This window comes from Acidovorax sp. GW821-FHT09A11 (assembly GCF_059418365.1).
The window spans coordinates 89,689-106,796 of record NZ_JBWKPS010000004.1 but is presented as its reverse complement, the minus strand read 5'-3'; the positions used below and the strand labels follow the sequence as shown (position 1 = coordinate 106,796).

Genomic DNA, 17,108 nt, shown 5'->3' with positions numbered 1-17,108 from the left:
GCAGATGTTGTAATTGACCAGCCGCATTGTGCGGTCTGGGCCCTGCCCTGGCGCCCCCCGCACGTAGAAAGGACCCCGCCCCATGGATGCCGCCCAGACCATCCGCGACTGCATCGCCGACGTCACGGCCCTGCGCCTGCACCGCACCGGCGATGCCGCACTGGGCGCGGCGGTGGGCCAGGTCAAGACCCTGCAGGCACGGCGCTTCAGGGGCACCTATGCCGACCTCATGGGCTCGCCCTCGTTCGGCCCCGCGGCCCGGTTCTTCCTCGAGGAGCTGTACAGCGACACCGACTACACCGAGCGCGACCTGCAGTTCGGCCGCATCGCGGGCACGCTGCAGACCATGTTCCCCCAGCCCGTGGTGGCCACCGCCGTGGCGCTGGCCGTGCTGCATGCGCAGACCGAGGGGCTCGACCAGGAGATGGGCCGCGCCTGGCTCGACGCCTCCGGCGGGGGCGGCATGCCGGACGCCGCCCGCTACACCGCCGCCTGGCGCGCCGTGGGGCAGCGCCATGCGCGCCAGCAGCAACTGCAGCGCGTGCTGGCCATGGGCACCGACCTCGCCCGCCTGACCCGCACCCCCGGCCTGCGCATGATGCTGCGCATGATGCGCGCGCCCGCCCAGGCGGCCGGCATGGGCGCGCTGCAGCGGTTCCTGGAGGCGGGCTTCGACACCTTTGGCCAGCTCGCGCGCCAGCGCGGCGGGGTCGAGCAGTTCCTGGCCACCATCCAGGAGCGCGAAGGCGCGCTGATGGCGCAGCTGTTCGATGCCGATCCTGTCACCTGCGAGACCCAACTGGCGCGCACCCTAGGACAAGCCCGGTAGCTGACTGCACGCCCGCGCTTCCACAATCTGTGCCCACCCTTTCACTGGCGAGCACAAGGAAACAAGCGCATGGAAAAGATCTGGCTCAAGAGCTACCCCCCGGGCGTACCGCACGATGTGCAGCCCGAGCAATACCGCTCCGTGGCCCACCTGCTGGAGGAATCCTTCCGCAAGCACGCAAAGAGCCCCTTCTCGGTCTGCATGGACCGGTGGATGACCTATGGCGAACTGGAGCGCCGCTCGGCCGCGCTGGGCGCCTACCTGCAGAGCCTGGGCCTGGCCCCCGGCGCGCGCGTGGCCATCATGCTGCCCAACATCCCGCAGTTCGGCGTGACCATGGCGGCCGTGCTGCGCGCGGGCTACACCTGCGTGAACGTGAACCCGCTGTACACGGCGCGCGAGCTGGAGCACCAGCTCAAGGACTCGGGCGCCACGGCCATCGTGATCCTGGAGAACTTCGCGCACACGCTGGCTGAGGTGGTGGACCGCACCGCCATCCAGCACGTGGTGATGACCTCGATGGGCGACCTGCTGGGCGCCGCGTTCGGCGCCTGGATCACCTTCGCGGTGCGCCACCTGGCCAAGATGGTGCCGGCCTACGAGCTGCCCCTGACCGGCGGCCGCAAGCTCGTCACCTTCAAGAAGGCGCTGTCGCTGGGCGAGCACAAGTCCCTGGCCCCGAGCCAGGCCACGCTCGACTCCATCGCCTTCCTGCAGTACACGGGCGGCACCACGGGCCTGTCCAAGGGCGCGGTGCTCACCCACCGCAACATCGTGGCCGCCACGCTGCAGGCCGAGGCCTGGTTCACGCCCGCGCTGTCGAAGGTGGGCGACATCAGCAAGGCCAACTCCATCGCCGCGCTGCCGCTGTACCACATCTTCGCGCTCACGCTGTGCCTGCTGGCCATCCGCCAGGGCTCCAGCCTCACGCTGATCCCCAACCCGCGCGACATTCCCAAGTTCGTGGCCGAGCTCAAGAAGCGCCCCTTCCACATGCTGCCCGCCGTGAACACCTTGTTCAACGCGCTGCTGCAGAACCCGCAGTTCCGCACGCTCGACTTCTCGCACCTGTGCGTGTCGCAGGCCGGCGGCATGGCCGCCAGCGAAGGCACGGCCAAGCAGTGGCAAAAGGTCACGGGCAGCACCATGATCGAAGGCTGGGGCATGAGCGAGACCTGCGCCATCGGCACCAACAACCCGGTGAACAACACCACCTTCAGCGGCACCATCGGCCTGCCGCTGCCGGGCATCGACATCGCCATCAAGGACGACGCCGGCCACAGCGTGCCCCAGGGCGACCCGGGCGAGATCTGCATCCGCGGCCCGAACGTGATGACGGGCTACTACAACCAGCCCGAGGAGAACGCCAAGGCCTTCACGCCCGATGGATTCATGCGCACGGGCGACATCGGCATCATGGACAGCGAGGGCTACACGCGCATCATCGACCGCAAGAAGGACATGATCCTGGTGAGCGGCTTCAACGTGTTCCCCAACGAACTGGAGCAGGTCATCAGCCTGTGCCCCGGCGTGGTGGAATGCGCGGCCATCGGCATCCCCGACGAAAAGCAGGGCGAGGCGATCAAGGTGTTCATCATCAAGAACGACCCCACGCTCAGCGAGGAAGACGTGGCCCGCTACTGCCAGGAGAACCTCACCGGCTACAAGCGGCCCAAGTACATCGAGTTCCGCGACGAGCTGCCCAAGAGCAACGTGGGCAAGATCCTGCGGCGGGAATTGAGAACCGCCGCCTGAGCGGCTCCGCCCCCTTTCCTCTTCTCCTTCCTTTCCCCCTTCTCCTCACGCGCTTCGCGCCAGGGAAAGGGGGCACAACACCGGCGCGGCGGGGCGGGCCTTGCGCGGTGTTTCTGGCAAGGCAGCGCGCAGGTTTCCACGCCCTGGCGCCACGGCCCGGCCCTTGCTCTTCTCTGCGGGGCCCCTCCTCCCATCCACCCCCTCCAAGCCCCGCGAAGCCAGGGCCGGGCTCCGCGCAGGGCGGCACGACGGCAGAGCCGTTCCCGGCTTTCTCCCCCGGCAGGCCATTGCGTGCTATTTCAGGGTTTTCACCAACCAGCAAACGTTTGCGCAAACGTTTGCTTTAGATATGATTCGCGCCGCGGCATCGCTTTGGCGGGTCGCCCGAAGCGTTTTTTGTGGGCGCCGCTGGCGCTTGAAGCCCCATTCCAACAGGAGACACCATGCAGTTCACCCGCCGTTCCGTTCAGACCGCCGCCGCCCTTGCCGTTGTGGGCAGCCTGCTGGCCAGCCCTGCGCTCGCGCAGGACAAGCCCAAGATCGCCCTGGTCATGAAGTCGCTGGCCAACGAGTTCTTCCGCACCATGGAAGACGGCGCCAAGGCGCACCAGAAGGCGCACGCCAGCGAATACACGCTGGTGGCCAACGGCATCAAGAACGAGACCGACACCGCCGCGCAGATCAAGATGATCGAGCAGGCCGTGGCGCAGAAGGTCAGCGCCATCGTGCTGGCCCCGGCCGACTCCAAGGCGCTGGTGCCCGTGGTCAAATCCGCCATCGACAAGGGCATCCTGGTGGTCAACATCGACAACCAGCTCGATGCCGACGCGCTGAAGGAAAAGAACATCACCGTGCCCTTCGTGGGCCCCGACAACCGCGCGGGCGCCAAGCTGGTGGGCGACCACCTGGCCAAGACACTGAAGGCCGGCGACAAGGTGGGCATCATCGAAGGCGTGTCCACCACCTTCAATGCGCAGCAGCGCACGCTGGGCTACCAGGACGCGATGAAGGCCGCCAACATCACCGTGGTGGGCGTGCAGTCCGGCAACTGGGAAATTGAAAAGGGCAACACCGTGGCCGCCGGCATGATGCGCGAGCACCCCGACCTGGTGGCGCTGCTGGCCGGCAACGACAGCATGGCCCTGGGCGCCGTGGCCGCCGTGAAGGCCGCCGGCAAGACCGGCAAGGTGCAGGTGGTGGGCTACGACAACATCGGCGCCATCAAGCCCATGCTGGCCGACGGCCGCGTGCTGGCCACCGCCGACCAGTACGCCGCCAAGCAGGCCGTGTTCGGCATCGAGCTGGCGCAGAAGGCCCTGGCCGCCAAGACACCCCAGGCGCAGCTGCCCGCCCTGGTGAAGACCGACGTGGTGCTCGTGACCAAGGGCAGCAAGTAAGACGCACCCCGACCCCAGCCGCACCCGCTTCGCCCGCCATGCCCCGCACGACCGCCGCCCCCGCCCTGGCCACTCCCCTGCTCACGATCGACGCCGTGGGCAAGGACTACACGGCCACGGTGCTGGACGGCGTGACGCTGGCGCTGAACGCGGGCGAGGTGCTGGCGCTGACGGGCGAGAACGGCGCGGGCAAGAGCACGCTCTCCAAGATCATCTGCGGGCTGGAGTCGCCCACGCGGGGCGGCATGCGCCTGGCGGGGCAGACCTACACCCCCGGCTCCCGCCGCGACGCCGAACGCCAGGGCGTGCGCATGGTGATGCAGGAGCTGGGCCTGGTGCCCACGCTCACAGTGGCCGAGAATCTGCTGATGGGCCGCCTGCCGCACCGCCTGGGCTGGCTGCGGCGCGATGCGCTGCACACGGCCGCGCGCGCGCAGCTGGACAAGATTGGCCTGCGCGGCATCGACCCCGCCACGCCGGTGTCGCAGCTGGGCATCGGCCAGCAGCAGATGGTGGAGATCGCGCGCAACCTGCAGGACGACACGCGCATCCTGGTGCTCGACGAGCCCACGGCCATGCTCACGCCGCGCGAGACCAACTACCTGTTCGAGCAGATCGCGCACCTCACCGCGCGCGGCGTGGCCATCATCTACGTGTCGCACCGGCTCGAAGAGCTGCGGCGCATCGCCGACCGCGTGGCCGTGCTGCGCGACGGCCGCCTGGTGGACGCGCGCCCCATGGCCGGGATGAGCGAGGACGACTTGGTGCAGCGCATGGTGGGCCGCGTGGTGAGCGACCTGGACCACCGCCCGCGCCGCCCCGCCGGCCCGGTGGTGATGGGCGCCCGGGGCCTGGGCCGGGGCACCGCCGTGCAGGACGTGAGCCTGGAACTGCGCGCGGGCGAGATCTTGGGCATTGCCGGGCTGGTCGGCTCCGGCCGCACCGAGCTGGTCCGGTTGCTGTTTGGCGCCGACCGGGCAGACCGGGGCAGCATCACGCTGCACCCGGAATTTGAGCAAAAACAGCCCCCAGTGCTTGATGAACAAGCGCAAGCAGCTACACAAAACATAGCAAACCAGGCGGCCAAGGCGCCCCTCGCCACACCACGCACCATTGCGCGTGGCTTCGCATCCCCCCTGCAGGCCATCGCCGCCGGCGTGGGCCTGGTCACCGAAGACCGCAAATCGCAGGGCCTGCTGCTGGCGCAGCCCATCCGCATCAACGCCACGCTGTCCGACCTGTCGGCCGTCTCGCGCGGCGGCTGGCTGCTGCGCGGGCTCGAAAGCCGGCTGGTGCAGGGCTTTGTGCGCACGCTGGGCATCCGCTGCCGCAGCCCCGAGCAACCCGTGGGGCAGCTGTCGGGCGGCAACCAGCAAAAGGTGGTGTTCGCCCGCTGGCTGCACCGCCAGGGCCGCGTGCTGCTCCTCGACGAACCCACGCGCGGCGTGGACGTGGGCGCGCGCGCCGAGCTGTATGGCGAACTCGATCGCATGGCCTCGGAAGGCCGCGCGCTGCTCATGGTGTCGTCCGACCTGCGCGAACTCATGGCCATGGCCGACCGCATCGGCGTGATGAGCGCGGGCCGCCTGGTGGCCGTGTTCGAGCGCGGCGAGTGGTCCGAGCAATCGCTGCTGGCGGCCGCGTTTTCCGAGCCCGGCGGCCGTACCGGCACCACCCCTTCCACCCCTTCTCCTGTCACCGCATGAACGCCCCCGCACACTCTGCCGCCCCCGCGGCGGCACCTTCCGCCTCCTCCGTCTGGCGCAGCCAGCTGGGCACCTACCTGGGCCTGCTGGCCGTGCTGGCGGGCATGGTGGCGCTGTTCTCGTCGCTGTCCGACTACTTCTGGAGCGCCGAGACCTTCATCACCATCGCCAACGAGATCCCGGCCCTGGCCGTGATGGCGGTGGGCATGACCTTCGTGCTCATCATCGCGGGCATCGACCTGTCGGTGGGCTCGGTGATGGCGCTGGCCGCCGCCACCTCGGCCGCCGCCATCCTGCAATGGGGCTGGACGGTGCCCGCCGCCGCAGCCCTGGCGCTGGCCACCGGCCTGGTGTGCGGCACCATCACGGGCGCCATCTCGGTGGCCTGGCGGCTGCCCTCGTTCATCGTGTCGCTGGGCATGCTCGAAGCCGTGCGCGGCAGCGCGTACGTGGTCACCGACTCGCGCACGCAGTACGTCGGCGATGCGATCTCGTGGCTGTCGGCGCCGTTTTTCGGCGGCATCTCGTTCGCCTTTCTGCTGGCGGTGCTGCTGGTGGTGGTGGCGCAGCTGGTACTGTCGCGCACCGTGTTCGGCCGCTGCGTGGTGGGCATCGGCACCAACGAGGAAGCCATGCGCCTGGCGGGCGTGGACCCGCGCCCCATCCGCATCATCGTGTTTGCCATGACCGGCCTGCTCGCGGGGCTGGCGGGGCTGATGCAGTCGGCCCGGCTCGAAGCCGCCGACCCCAACGCCGGCACCGGCATGGAACTGCAGGTGATCGCCGCCGTGGTGATTGGCGGCACCAGCCTCATGGGCGGGCGCGGTTCGGTGGTGAACACCGCGTTTGGCGTGCTCATCATCGCGGTGCTGGAGGCGGGCCTGGCCCAGGTGGGCGCGAGCGAGCCCAGCAAGCGCATCATCACGGGGTTCGTGATCGTGGCGGCCGTCATCGTGGACACGCTGCGCCAGCGCCGCGCCGCCGCCTGACACCCCTCCCTCCTTGCCCACCGACTTCCTCTCCTCCCAATTTTTTTCTTCTTCCCATGGCCACTATCAAGGACGTTGCGCGCCACGCCGACGTGTCGGTCACCACGGTGTCGCACGTGGTCAACGGCACGCGCCGCGTGAGCCCCGAGGGGCGCGAGCGCGTCGAAAAAGCCATCCGCGCGCTGGGCTACGTGCCCAGCGCCATCGCGCGCAGCCTCAAGAGCAACAACACGCGCACGCTGGGCATGCTGATCCCCAACAGCTCCAACCCCTACTTCGCCGAGATCGTGCACAGCGTGGAAGACCGCTGCTTCGGCGCGGGCTACAACCTAATCCTGTGCAACACCAACGACGAGGCGCACCGCCAGGGCACCTACCTGCAGGTGCTGGCCGAGCGGCGCATCGACGGACTCATCGTCGTCTCCACCGGGCATGACGCCACCCTGCCCACACAGCTGGCGGGCCTGTCCATCCCCACCGTGCTGGTGGACCGCGAGATCGAGATCGCCGAACAGCCCTGCGACCTCGTCGAGACCGCGCACATGCAAGGCGGGCAGCTCGCCACGCAGCACCTGCTGGACCTGGGGCACCGCCGCATCGCGTGCATCAGCGGCCCCGAGGGCCTGGTGCCGAGCGAGCAGCGCATCGCGGGCTGGCGCGCCGCCCTGTCCGCGGCTGCGGATGCCCGCGGCGAGGCGCCCATGCTGTGCAACGGCCACTTCACCAGCCAGGGCGGCTACGACGCCATGCACGCCCTGCTGCGCGCGGACACGCCGCCCACCGCCGTCTTCGTCTGCAACGACCTCATGGCCATGGGCGCGCTGTGCGCCGCGCATGAACGGGGCCTGCGCGTGCCCGAGGCGCTGTCCATCGTGGGCTTCGACGACATCGAGCTGGCCGCCTTCACCAGCCCGCCGCTGACCACCGTGGCCCAGCCCAAGCAGCGCATCGGCGCGCTGGCGGTGGACATGCTGCTCGAACGCATCGACGGCAAGCGCCAGGACGCGCGCAAGGTGATGCTGCAGCCCGAGCTGCGCGTGCGCGCCTCCACCGCGCCGCCCGCCCTGGAGACCCGCGCATGAGCGCCTCCGCCGCGCGCGTGCCGCGCATCGCCGTGGTCGGCAGCCTGAACATGGACCTGGTGCTGCAGGTGCAACACGCCCCCGGCCCCGGCGAGACCGTGCTGGCCGACGCCCTGCACCTGGTGCCCGGCGGCAAGGGCGGCAACCAGGCCGTGGCCTGCGCCCGCCAGGGCGCCCGGGTGGCCTTGTTTGGCCGCGTGGGCGACGATGGCTACGGCCACACGCTGCGCGCGGGGCTTGACGCCGACGGCATCGACCACGGCGGCGTGCAAACCGACACAGAAACCACCACCGGCGTGGCCGCCATCACCGTGGAGGCCAGCGGGCAAAACCGCATCGTGGTCGTGCCGGGCGCCAATGGCCGCTTTGTGCTGGATGCCGCCGCGCTGGGCACCGCACTGCAAGGCGCAGGCGGCCTGGTGCTGCAGTTTGAAACGCCCCTGCCCCAGGTGCTGGCCGCCGCCGAGATGGCGCATGCCGCTGGTTGCCCTGTGGTGCTCAACCCCTCGCCCATCCAGCCCCTGCCCGAAGCCCTGTGGCCGCTGGTGCACACGCTGGTGGTGAACGAATTGGAAGCCACGGCGCTGGCAGACCAGAACGTGACCACGCCCGTGGAAGCAGCCAAGGCCGCGCAAGCCCTGCGCGCCAAGGGCCCGGCCCAGGTGGTGGTGACGCTGGGCGCGGCAGGCGCCGTGGCCGCCGACGCTGCCGGCAGCCGCCACCACCCCGGCAGGGTGGTGCGGGCCGTGGACACCACGGCGGCGGGCGACACCTTCCTGGGCGCGCTGGCCGTGGCGCTTGCGCGCGGCGAGCCCCTGGATGCCGGCGTGCGCGACGGCATCCGCGCCGCCGCGCTGTGCGTGACGCAGCCGGGCGCCCAGCCCTCCATCCCCACCCGCGCCGCCGTGGCGCACAGCCCCCTGCCTCCCGACTGGATCGCCCTGTGAAACGCACCACCCTGCTGCATGCCGAACTCTCCCACGCCATCGCCAGCCTGGGCCACGGCGACATGATGGTGATCGGCGACGTGGGCCTGCCCATCCCGCCCGGCCCCCGCCGCATCGACCTGGCGCTCACCCCGGGCATCCCGGCCGTGGCCGACGTGCTGCGCGTGGTGCTGTCGGAGATGCAGGTGGAAAAGGCCGTGATCGCCACCGAGGCCGTGGAGCGCGGCGCAGGCCATCTGCCCGGCTGGTGCCAGCTCCCGGTGGAGCCGCAGGCCGTGCCCCACGACGACTTCAAGCGCCTGACCCAGCAGGCCCGCGTGATGGTGCGCACGGGGGAGTGCACGCCATACGCCAACGTGATCCTGGTGGCGGGTGTGACGTTCTGATACAGGCTGGGCCTGCGGGGCCACGAGGCGGAGAAGCTGTTTGCGGGTTTTGGAGGGCTTCGGGCGGCCCCCACCTGCGGTACGCTGGGCAGCAGCCCACGGCGCGGCACGCATGCCCGCCACCGACGCCATCGAATTCCCGCCCCCATGCCCACCACCGCGCCCCACGACCTCCTGCCCCCCGAAATCACCGTCCTCGAACGCGGCTGGCTGTCGGCCAACAACATTCTCTTCATCGGCCACCACGACACCGCGCTGGTGGACACGGGCTACTGCAGCCATGCCGAGCAGACCGTCGCCCTGGTGCGTGACGCGCTGGCCGGCCGCCCGCTGGACCGCGTGCTCAACACCCACCTGCACAGCGACCACTGCGGCGGCAACGCCGCGCTGCAAAAGGCCTGGCCGGGCGTGCTCACGGCCATCCCGCCCGGCCAGGCGGACCATGTGCGCCAATGGGACGCCTATGCGCTGAGCTACACCCCCACGGGCCAGGAATGCCCGCCCTTTCGGGCCGACACGCTGCTCACGCCCGGCTCCTGCGTGCTGCTGGGCGACAAGCCCTGGCAGGTGCATGCCGCCCCGGGGCACGACCCGCATTCGGTGGTGCTGTTCGAGCCCCAGGGCCGCGTGCTGATCTCGGCCGATGCGCTCTGGGAAAGCGGCTTTGGCGTGGTGTTTCCCGAGCTGGAAGGCGACGATGCCTTTGCCGAGGTGGGCGCCACGCTGGACGTGATCGAGAAACTCTCGCCCCAGGTGGTGATCCCCGGCCACGGGCCGGTGTTTGCCGATGCGCCCCGCGCCATCGACGGCGCGCGCCGGCGCCTGGACGGCTTCGTGCGCAACCCGGCCAAGCACGCGCTCTACGCCGCGAAGGTGCTGCTCAAGTACAAGCTGCTGGAGTGGCAGCAGATCAGCATGGCCGACCTCACGGCCTGGGCCGAGGCCACGCCCTATTTCGGGATGCTGCGCGAGCGCCACTTCGCGGAGCAGACGCAGGCCGAATGGCTGCGCAGCCTGGCCGATGACCTGGTGCGCTCCGGCGCCGCGCTGCGCCAGGGCGAGGTGCTGCACAACGTGTAAGCCGCGCGGGGGCGGCTGCAGGCGGCCGCGCCACCGCACGCGGCCCGGCGGCGCCCGGCCAGCGCGGGCCCCCCCTGCGGGAAGGCGCGCGGCGCCTCACGGCAGGCTCAATGCTTGTACTGCTTGTCGCACCCCATCACGTGGTTGTAGCTGCTGGACATGCACTGGTAGAACGACTTCTTGTTGCCCGACGCGCCCTGGCAGTCCGACACGCTGTACTTGCCCTTCGCCTCGCGGATCTTGGGCGCCGTCTTGTCGAAGTCGGCCTGGGCCATGTAGCCATCGCGCACATTCTTCTGCCCCACTTCCAGCATGGAGTCGGCCTGGTCGTGGATGTTGCCCACGGCGGCCTGGCAGTTCAGCGGCACCTGCTTGCTGTCGACCGTGCCCAGGGCCTTCGTGGCCCCCTCGGCAAACTCCTGCACGTCCTTGGGAATCTTCTTGGTGCCGTCCGCGTTGTACTGGACGCTGCCGGGCTTGCCGCCCCCTTTGCCGCTCGCACCGGCGCCACCGGTTCCGTTGGTTCCCTGCAGCTTCAGCGGCTCGGCATCCTGCTTGGACGGCGGCGGCTGGGAGCCATAGTGGGTCTTGCCCTCGGCATCCACCCATTTGTAGACCGGCTGCGCCTGGGCACCGGTGCCCAGGACCATGGCCATCGCCGCCACCGCCATGGCGGCACGGGCCGCCATCTTTTTGGCATCTCTCATCTCGCTTCCCTCCGTAGTTTTTGATTCCAATGGGCTCCACCGCCTTTCACCAAAGCGCCGGCAGCTCATTTTTTTATAGCAAACGCCCTGCGGCGGCCACCCCCTCCCCGTGTCAGGGAAGGTCCTTGTTCACCTCGGGCGCGGACGCATCGCGCGGGCCGATGGTGCCCAGGCGGCTCTTGAGCGACTGGGGCTGGCCCGTGAGCATGGCGGCGTAGTTGGTGGTGTTGGACAGCACCTTCTTCACGTAGTCGCGCGTTTCGGCAAAGGGCACGTTTTCGGCCCAGATGGCGGCGTCCAGCACCGGGCCGTTGCGCCAGCTGCGCGGGCGCCCCGGGCCGGCGTTGTAGGCAGCCGCCGCCATGGGCATGGAGCCCGCGAAATCGTCCAGCGCGAGCTTGAGGTAGGCCGTGCCGATGGTGATGTTGGTGTCGCGGTCGTTGATCTGGTCGGGCGTGAAGTTGGCGAGGCCGATCTTCTTGGCCGTCCAGCGCGCCGTGGCGGGCATCACCTGCATCAGGCCCGAGGCGCCCACGTGGGAGCGCGCATCCATGATGAAGCGGCTTTCCTGGCGGATCAGGCCGTAGACGTAGGCCGGGTCCAGCCCGATGCCGGTGGCGCGCTCCACCACGGCGCTGCGAAACGGCGTGGGAAAGCGCTGCGTGGTATCCACGACGGCCTTGGTGCGCTCGCTGGTGTTGATGCAGCGGTCCCACACCTCGCGCTGGCACGCGAAGTCGGCGGCGGCCAGCAGCTCGCGGTCGGCCATGCCGCCGCTCTGGTGCAGGTTGGTGGTGTAGTTCCACTCGCGCACGCCCTCGCTGCGCAGGCCGAGCAGGATGGCGTACAGCGCGCGGTTCAGGCCCGGGTTGGCGCGGGCTGCCGCCTTTTCTTCCGGCGTGAGCGGCGCGGGCGCGGGCGGCACGGTGATGCGCTGGCCCAGTTCTTCCAGCGCCAGCTGCTCGTAGAAACCGCGCGTGCTGGCAATACCTTCTAGCAGCTGGCGCGCCTCGGCGCGCTCCGCGTCGGTCACGCGGCCCGCCAGGAGCGAGCGCGCCTTCCAGTACACCCAGGTGCTTTCCTGGCGCGCCTCGGGGCCCATGGCGTCCACGGCCTTGCCCACTGTCTTCCACTGGCCGGCGCGCAGCGCGGCCCGCACCTTCCAGCCCAGCAGGTCGTCGTTCAGGTCGCTGTCGCGCGTCACGTTGGCGAAGTAGCCGTGGGCGTTGCCGGCCAGCTTCTGCGCGGCGGTCTTGCCGATCACGGCCCAGGCCCAGTTGCGCTCCTCGGACGAAAGGTGCACGCCCCATTTGCTGTCGAGCTGGTGGGCAGCGCCTTCCGGGTCGGTGGTGGCCAGCTTCAGGAGCGCGAGCAGCACCAGTTCCTGCCTGGCCTTGCCGGCGGCCGTGGCGCGCGAGAGCAGGTACTTGGCGGGCGCGTCGAGCACCTCCTTGACCTGCGGCAGCGATTCGGGCGAGACGATCTCGACCGCCGTGCGCACGACGCGGGGGCGGTTGGCCTCCACGCCCAGGCGGGCCTTGCGCCAGATGTCCAGGGCCGACAGCTTCTTGTAGCCATGCAGCTCCCGCGCGGCGTGGGTGCAGCCGTCGTCGCCATCGCGCTGGGCGTACCAGTTGCTGCGCACGTCCTCGGCCACCGTGGGGCTGGCCGTGCCCTTGATCTGGTCGATCAGCAGTGCGTAGCAGCGCACCTCGCGGTCGTCCGACATGCGGTAGCCGGGATGCTGCTCGGCGAACTGGCCCCAGTCGCGCCGCTGGCCCAGCAGCAGCAGCCAGTCGTTGCGCAGGCGGTCTTCCTGGTAGCTGCCCGCGTAGCGCTGCAGGAAGGACTGGATCTCCGATGGCGACGCCTCGCCCAGGCGCAGCTTGAGCTCCCAATAGGCCGCCCAGGGCTCCAGCGCATGGCCGCGTGCGGCGGGCAGGAGCTGCTCGAGTTTCTTGCGGTCTCCCTTGCGGAAGGCCTGCTGCATTTCGAGCAGGGTATCGTCACCACGGTTTTGCGCCATGACAAGGGGCGCGGTGGCGGCCAGCAGGCTGGCCGCGACAAGGGGTGTCAGAATCGCTCTGAGAAATTGCATGGGGGAATTATCTGATGGACAAAGCAGCCCTTCGGCGCGCGTTGATAGAAGAACGCCTCAACCTGCCCGACCGCCTACAGCGGGCCGACCTGTTACAGCAGGTGATGCGCATCTGGCTGGTCAACCGGCCCGACACCGTGATCGGCGCCTACTGGCCCATCAAGGGCGAATTCGACCCCCTGCCCGCCCTGCACCGCTGGAAGGAAGACGGCGAGCTGCTCGATGAACCCCAACTGCGCCGCATCGGCCTGCCGGTGGTGAACAAGCTGCACAAGACCCTCACCTTCCACGCCTGGTACCCCGGCTGCCCCATGGAGGAAGACGCCTACGGCATCCCCAAGCCCAAGGACACCGAGGTCATCGTGCCCACCCTGCTCTTCGTGCCCTGCGTGGGCTACGCGCCGGGCGGCTACCGGCTGGGCTATGGCGGCGGCTTTTACGACCGCACCCTGGCCACGCTGCAGCCCAAGCCGTTCACCGTGGGCCTGGGCTTCACCCATGGCTACCTGGACGACTTCGAGCCCGAAGCGTTCGACCTGCCGCTCGATGCCATCCTGAACGACAACGGCGTGGTCTGGCCGGTCTGACCCGCCAACAGGGCCCGCACGGCCCGTGATGCGTGCCGCGCATCATTGGAGCCGTGTTTTCGCATCGCTGGCGCGCGCCACTGCCGCTAGCATGGCGGGCTGGCTTTCTTTTCTCTGATTTCCATCGGCAGGTGCCCCATGCTCAAGCTCTATATCGGCAACAAGAACTACTCGTCCTGGTCCATGCGCCCCTGGGTGCTGCTCAAGCAGGCGGGCATCGTGTTCGAGGAAGTGCGCGTGCGCTTCGACAGCTTCGAAGCCAATTCAGAATTCAAGCGCGCCATCGGCGCCGTGAACCCCACGGGCAAGGTGCCCGTGCTGGTCGACGGCAACCTGGTGGTGTGGGACACCCTGGCGATTGCCGAATACGTGGCCGAAACCCACCCCGCCCAAAAGCTCTGGCCCGCCGATGCCAAGGCCCGTGCACGCGCCCGCAGCATCTGCGCCGAGATGCACAGCGGCTTCACCGCCCTGCGCAGCCACTGCCCCATGAACATCGAGGCGAACCTGGCCGACACCGGCGCCCTGATCTGGCGCGACCAGGCCGGCGTGCGCGCCGATGTACAGCGCCTGGTGGACATGTGGAGCGCGCTGCTGCAGGAACACGGCGGCCCCATGCTGTTCGGCCAATTCACCGTGGCCGACGCCTACTTCGCCCCCGTGTGCATGCGCCTGCACACCTACGCCCTGCCCGTGCCACCCCACATCGCCGACTACGTGCAGCGCGTGCGCGCCCTGCCCGGCGTGAAGGACTGGATCGACGAGGCCCTGGCCGAGAAGGACTTCCTGGACTTCGAAGAGCCCTACCGCCTGCGCCACACGCAAGGCTGAGCAGCGCCATGGCCGTCACCATCTACCTGCGCTACGTGCTCAACACCAGCAAGCTCAAAGAGTTCGAGCACTACGGAAAACTGTGGATCCCGCTGGTCGAGAAGTTCGGCGGTAAACACCACGGTTATTTCATGCCCAGCGAGGGCGCGAACAACATCGCACTGGCATTGTTCACCTTTGACAGCCTTGCGGCGTACGAGGTGTACCGCCAGCAGTCGATGCAGGACGCGGACTGCCAGGCGGCGTTCCGCTACGCCGAGGAGACGGGCTGCATCGTGAGCTACGAGCGGAGTTTTTTCAGGCCGGTGTTCAGCTGAACGGGCGCGGGCAGCCCGCCCCCGCTACCGGAACTGCTTGCGCAAAAACGGCTTGTGCCGCGCGATGTGCGCCAACTGCGCCTGGGCGACGGTGCCGCCCAGGTCCTCCTCTTGCGCGTTGAGCACCTGGTTGGCATAGGCCAGCGCACGCGCCACCACCTCTTCGTCGCTCACCCCCTGCTGCGCGGCCAGGTCCAGCGCCACGCGCTTCATGGCGCGCTGCGACAGCATCCACATCGCGCCAAAGGCATCCCACGCGGCCATCGCTTCCTTGAACTTGTCGCGGTCGGCCAGGATTTCGTTCAGCGGCTTGGCCAGGATCTCCTGCAGATCGTCCACCTTGGCTTTCAGGGCTTCGAGCTGCGCCTCGCGCTGCAGGGCCTCGGCGGCCGCGTTGGCGGCCGCGTCGGGCGCCGTGGGCACGGGCACGCTGCCGTCGGGGTTGAGCTGGGCGATGGTGAGGTCGGACGATAGGGGCATGGTGGGCTGGAATATACGGCCGGGGGCCCGGCCTAAACTACACCGATGCAAATCTACATGGTGGGCGGCGCCGTCCGCGACAAGCTGCTGGGCCGGCCCGTGAACGACCACGACTGGGTGGTGGTGGGCGCCACGCCCGAGCAGATGCTGAAGCTGGGCTATCTGCCCGTGGGGCGCGACTTCCCCGTGTTCCTGCACCCCGAGACGCGCGAGGAGTACGCGCTGGCCCGTACCGAACGCAAGAGCGGGCGGGGCTACCGGGGTTTTGTGGTGCAAAGCTCGCCCGACGTGACACTGGAAGAAGACCTGTCGCGCCGCGACCTTACTATCAATGCGATAGCTAGCAGCGCCGATGGGACAAGCGCCACAGGCCTATTTGATCCCTATCTGGGAGCCAGAGACATCGCGGCGCGGGTGCTGCGCCACGTGACGGATGCCTTTCGCGAAGACCCGGTGCGCATCCTGCGCGTGGCGCGGTTTGCGGCGCGGTTCACCGACTTCACGGTGGCGCCCGAGACGATGCAGCTGATGCGCGAGATGGTGCAGCATGGCGAGGCGGACCACCTGGTGGCCGAGCGCGTGTGGCAGGAGCTGGCGCGCGGGCTGATGGAAGAAAAGCCGTCGCGCATGTTCGAGGTGCTGCGCGAGTGCGGCGCGCTGCAGGTGCTGCTGCCCGAAGTGGCGCGCCTGTGGGGCGTGCCCCAGCGGGCGGAGTACCACCCCGAGGTGGACACGGGCGTGCACCTGATGATGGTGCTGGACATGGCCGCCCGCCTGCAATCCCCGTTGACGGTGCGCTTTGCCTGCCTGGCGCACGACCTGGGCAAGGGCACCACGCCCGCCGACGTGCTGCCGCGCCACATCGGGCACGAGGAGCGCAGCGCCGCGCTGCTCAAGGACGTGGCCGAGCGTCTGCGCGTGCCCGTGGACTGCCGCGAGACGGCCGAGGTGGTGGCCCGCGAGCACGGCCACATCCACCGCAGCAACGAGCTGTCGGCCGCCGCCCTGGTGCGGTTGCTGGAGCGCTGCGACGCCATTCGCAAGCCTGCGCGCTTTGCCGACATCCTGCTGGCCTGCGAATGCGATGCGCGCGGGCGCCTGGGGTTCGAGGAATCGGCCTACCCGCAACGCCCCCGGCTCCTGGCCGTGCTGGGTGCCGTGCAGTCGGTGGCCACGCGCGACATTGCCGCGCAGGCGGCGGCCAAGGGCCTGAGCGGCCCGCAGGTGGGCACGCTGATCCACCAGGCGCGGGTGGCGGCGGTGGCGCGGTGGCAACACCCCCGCAGCGAGGCTGACTGACCCCGCGCAAAACGCCGCAACAGCGCGGGCAGAACCCTGCCTACAATCCGCGTCCGCTCGCACCCCCTCCGGGGTGCGCCTCTTGCCAGCCCCGGGGGCGCATTTTCGCGCCCCGCGGCTCTCTCCACGCCTCCATGACCACTGTGCACATCCGCCTGGCCACCCCGGCCGATACCGACACCATCGCCCCGCTGTTTGATGCCTACCGGCAGTTCTACGAGCAGGCGCCGGACCTCGCCGGAGCACGGGCATTCATTGCGGAGCGGCTGGAGCGCGCAGAGTCGGTGATCCTGCTGGCGCAGGACGCGTCCCGGGCGGCAGTGGGCTTTTGCCAGCTGTACCCCACGTTCTGCTCGGTGGAGGCGGCGCCCATCTACACGCTGTACGACCTGTTCGTGGCCCCCACGGCGCGCAAGGCGGGCGCCGGGCGCAGCCTGCTGGTGGCCGCCGAGGCCACGGCCCGCGCCCACGGCAAGGTGCGCATGGACCTGACCACGGCGCACACCAACACCGCCGCGCAGGCGCTGTATGAATCGCTGGGGTGGACGCTGGACACGGTCTTTCGCGCCTACAACAGGCGGGTGGCGGCCTGAGCGGCGGCCCGCCGCCGGGCCTGCG

The 17,108-nt window shown here is 69.5% G+C and carries 17 protein-coding genes; 14 read left to right on the top strand and 3 right to left on the bottom strand.

The window, feature by feature from the left end; genetic code table 11:
* Positions 1-82: 82 nt before the first annotated feature.
* The 9 genes from AC07PV_RS11610 (at position 83) to AC07PV_RS11570 (ending at position 10,171) form a co-directional block, all read left to right on the top strand.
* Positions 83-829 carry an FFLEELY motif protein gene (locus AC07PV_RS11610; RefSeq protein ID WP_218293154.1) on the top strand — a complete coding sequence of 249 codons (747 nt, stop codon included), beginning with the start codon at positions 83-85 and terminating at the stop codon, positions 827-829.
* Positions 830-898: 69 nt separating this feature from the next.
* A complete protein-coding gene (locus AC07PV_RS11605; protein WP_218340527.1) occupies positions 899-2,584 on the top strand; it encodes an AMP-binding protein in 1,686 nt (561 codons plus the stop codon).
* A 443-nt stretch (positions 2,585-3,027) separates the two neighbouring features.
* A complete protein-coding gene (locus AC07PV_RS11600; protein WP_494630305.1) occupies positions 3,028-3,981 on the top strand; it encodes a sugar ABC transporter substrate-binding protein in 954 nt (317 codons plus the stop codon).
* A 38-nt stretch (positions 3,982-4,019) separates the two neighbouring features.
* Complete coding sequence (locus tag AC07PV_RS11595) at positions 4,020-5,687, top strand: sugar ABC transporter ATP-binding protein (RefSeq protein WP_494602125.1); 1,668 nt, start codon at positions 4,020-4,022, stop codon at positions 5,685-5,687.
* Positions 5,684-6,676 carry an ABC transporter permease gene (locus tag AC07PV_RS11590; RefSeq protein ID WP_369641333.1) on the top strand — a complete coding sequence of 331 codons (993 nt, stop codon included), beginning with the start codon at positions 5,684-5,686 and terminating at the stop codon, positions 6,674-6,676. Before AC07PV_RS11595 ends, AC07PV_RS11590 begins: the two co-directional genes overlap by 4 nt.
* Positions 6,677-6,732: 56 nt before the next feature.
* The gene (locus AC07PV_RS11585) at positions 6,733-7,758 is read left to right on the top strand and encodes a LacI family DNA-binding transcriptional regulator (protein ID WP_218293149.1); all 1,026 of its coding nucleotides are present in this window, start codon (positions 6,733-6,735) and stop codon (positions 7,756-7,758) included.
* Positions 7,755-8,705 carry a ribokinase gene (gene rbsK, locus AC07PV_RS11580; RefSeq protein ID WP_494602128.1) on the top strand — a complete coding sequence of 317 codons (951 nt, stop codon included), beginning with the start codon at positions 7,755-7,757 and terminating at the stop codon, positions 8,703-8,705. The genes AC07PV_RS11585 and rbsK overlap by 4 nt, the downstream gene beginning before the upstream one ends.
* Positions 8,702-9,091, top strand: a complete 390-nt coding sequence (gene rbsD / locus AC07PV_RS11575) for a D-ribose pyranase (RefSeq protein WP_494602130.1) — start codon at positions 8,702-8,704, stop codon at positions 9,089-9,091. The genes rbsK and rbsD overlap by 4 nt, the downstream gene beginning before the upstream one ends.
* Positions 9,092-9,238: 147 nt before the next feature.
* Positions 9,239-10,171 carry an MBL fold metallo-hydrolase gene (locus AC07PV_RS11570; RefSeq protein ID WP_369641330.1) on the top strand — a complete coding sequence of 311 codons (933 nt, stop codon included), beginning with the start codon at positions 9,239-9,241 and terminating at the stop codon, positions 10,169-10,171.
* A 107-nt stretch (positions 10,172-10,278) separates the two neighbouring features.
* Here AC07PV_RS11570 and AC07PV_RS11565 read toward each other — a convergent pair whose 3' ends face one another.
* Both AC07PV_RS11565 and AC07PV_RS11560 read right to left on the bottom strand, forming a co-directional pair.
* Positions 10,279-10,878, bottom strand: coding sequence for a DUF4124 domain-containing protein (locus AC07PV_RS11565; RefSeq protein ID WP_370627815.1), 600 nt, complete (start codon positions 10,876-10,878; stop codon positions 10,279-10,281).
* A gap of 112 nt (positions 10,879-10,990) precedes the next feature.
* Positions 10,991-12,976 (bottom strand): lytic transglycosylase domain-containing protein, encoded by a 1,986-nt coding sequence (locus AC07PV_RS11560; protein ID WP_494630302.1) that lies wholly within the window; start codon positions 12,974-12,976, stop codon positions 10,991-10,993.
* A 14-nt stretch (positions 12,977-12,990) separates the two neighbouring features.
* On the opposite strand from AC07PV_RS11560, the gene AC07PV_RS11555 reads away from it, so the two are divergent.
* From AC07PV_RS11555 to AC07PV_RS11545, 3 genes are all read left to right on the top strand, one after another.
* The gene (locus AC07PV_RS11555) at positions 12,991-13,563 is read left to right on the top strand and encodes a 5-formyltetrahydrofolate cyclo-ligase (protein WP_218293142.1); all 573 of its coding nucleotides are present in this window, start codon (positions 12,991-12,993) and stop codon (positions 13,561-13,563) included.
* 138 nt (positions 13,564-13,701) lie between these two features.
* On the top strand, positions 13,702-14,394 hold the full coding sequence (locus AC07PV_RS11550; RefSeq protein WP_494630301.1) for a glutathione S-transferase family protein: 693 nt from the start codon (positions 13,702-13,704) through the stop codon (positions 14,392-14,394).
* An 8-nt stretch (positions 14,395-14,402) separates the two neighbouring features.
* Positions 14,403-14,711 (top strand): NIPSNAP family protein, encoded by a 309-nt coding sequence (locus AC07PV_RS11545; RefSeq protein ID WP_492246356.1) that lies wholly within the window; start codon positions 14,403-14,405, stop codon positions 14,709-14,711.
* A 24-nt stretch (positions 14,712-14,735) separates the two neighbouring features.
* Here the strand turns inward: AC07PV_RS11545 and AC07PV_RS11540 are convergent, their stop codons facing one another.
* On the bottom strand, positions 14,736-15,191 hold the full coding sequence (locus AC07PV_RS11540; RefSeq protein WP_492246355.1) for a hypothetical protein: 456 nt from the start codon (positions 15,189-15,191) through the stop codon (positions 14,736-14,738).
* A 45-nt stretch (positions 15,192-15,236) separates the two neighbouring features.
* On the opposite strand from AC07PV_RS11540, the gene AC07PV_RS11535 reads away from it, so the two are divergent.
* Both AC07PV_RS11535 and AC07PV_RS11530 read left to right on the top strand, forming a co-directional pair.
* A complete protein-coding gene (locus AC07PV_RS11535) occupies positions 15,237-16,490 on the top strand; it encodes a multifunctional CCA addition/repair protein (RefSeq protein ID WP_218293138.1) in 1,254 nt (417 codons plus the stop codon).
* A 134-nt stretch (positions 16,491-16,624) separates the two neighbouring features.
* Positions 16,625-17,083: a GNAT family N-acetyltransferase gene (locus tag AC07PV_RS11530; RefSeq protein WP_218293137.1), complete on the top strand. Its 459-nt coding sequence runs from the start codon at positions 16,625-16,627 to the stop codon at positions 17,081-17,083.
* The last annotated feature ends 25 nt before the right edge of the window (positions 17,084-17,108 follow it).

What these genes read in the sequence shown, in the direction of transcription:
- AC07PV_RS11610 (WP_218293154.1), top strand. Translation starts at nt 83, where the DNA reads ATGGATGCCGCCCAGACCATCCGCGACTGCATCGCCGACGTCACGGCC.
- AC07PV_RS11605 (WP_218340527.1), top strand. Translation starts at nt 899, where the DNA reads ATGGAAAAGATCTGGCTCAAGAGCTACCCCCCGGGCGTACCGCACGAT.
- AC07PV_RS11600 (WP_494630305.1), top strand. Translation starts at nt 3,028, where the DNA reads ATGCAGTTCACCCGCCGTTCCGTTCAGACCGCCGCCGCCCTTGCCGTT.
- AC07PV_RS11595 (WP_494602125.1), top strand. Translation starts at nt 4,020, where the DNA reads ATGCCCCGCACGACCGCCGCCCCCGCCCTGGCCACTCCCCTGCTCACG.
- AC07PV_RS11590 (WP_369641333.1), top strand. Translation starts at nt 5,684, where the DNA reads ATGAACGCCCCCGCACACTCTGCCGCCCCCGCGGCGGCACCTTCCGCC.
- AC07PV_RS11585 (WP_218293149.1), top strand. Translation starts at nt 6,733, where the DNA reads ATGGCCACTATCAAGGACGTTGCGCGCCACGCCGACGTGTCGGTCACC.
- rbsK (WP_494602128.1), top strand. Translation starts at nt 7,755, where the DNA reads ATGAGCGCCTCCGCCGCGCGCGTGCCGCGCATCGCCGTGGTCGGCAGC.
- AC07PV_RS11570 (WP_369641330.1), top strand. Translation starts at nt 9,239, where the DNA reads ATGCCCACCACCGCGCCCCACGACCTCCTGCCCCCCGAAATCACCGTC.
- AC07PV_RS11565 (WP_370627815.1), bottom strand. Translation starts at nt 10,878, where the DNA reads ATGAGAGATGCCAAAAAGATGGCGGCCCGTGCCGCCATGGCGGTGGCG.
- AC07PV_RS11560 (WP_494630302.1), bottom strand. Translation starts at nt 12,976, where the DNA reads ATGCAATTTCTCAGAGCGATTCTGACACCCCTTGTCGCGGCCAGCCTG.
- AC07PV_RS11555 (WP_218293142.1), top strand. Translation starts at nt 12,991, where the DNA reads ATGGACAAAGCAGCCCTTCGGCGCGCGTTGATAGAAGAACGCCTCAAC.
- AC07PV_RS11550 (WP_494630301.1), top strand. Translation starts at nt 13,702, where the DNA reads ATGCTCAAGCTCTATATCGGCAACAAGAACTACTCGTCCTGGTCCATG.
- AC07PV_RS11545 (WP_492246356.1), top strand. Translation starts at nt 14,403, where the DNA reads ATGGCCGTCACCATCTACCTGCGCTACGTGCTCAACACCAGCAAGCTC.
- AC07PV_RS11540 (WP_492246355.1), bottom strand. Translation starts at nt 15,191, where the DNA reads ATGCCCCTATCGTCCGACCTCACCATCGCCCAGCTCAACCCCGACGGC.
- AC07PV_RS11535 (WP_218293138.1), top strand. Translation starts at nt 15,237, where the DNA reads ATGCAAATCTACATGGTGGGCGGCGCCGTCCGCGACAAGCTGCTGGGC.
- AC07PV_RS11530 (WP_218293137.1), top strand. Translation starts at nt 16,625, where the DNA reads ATGACCACTGTGCACATCCGCCTGGCCACCCCGGCCGATACCGACACC.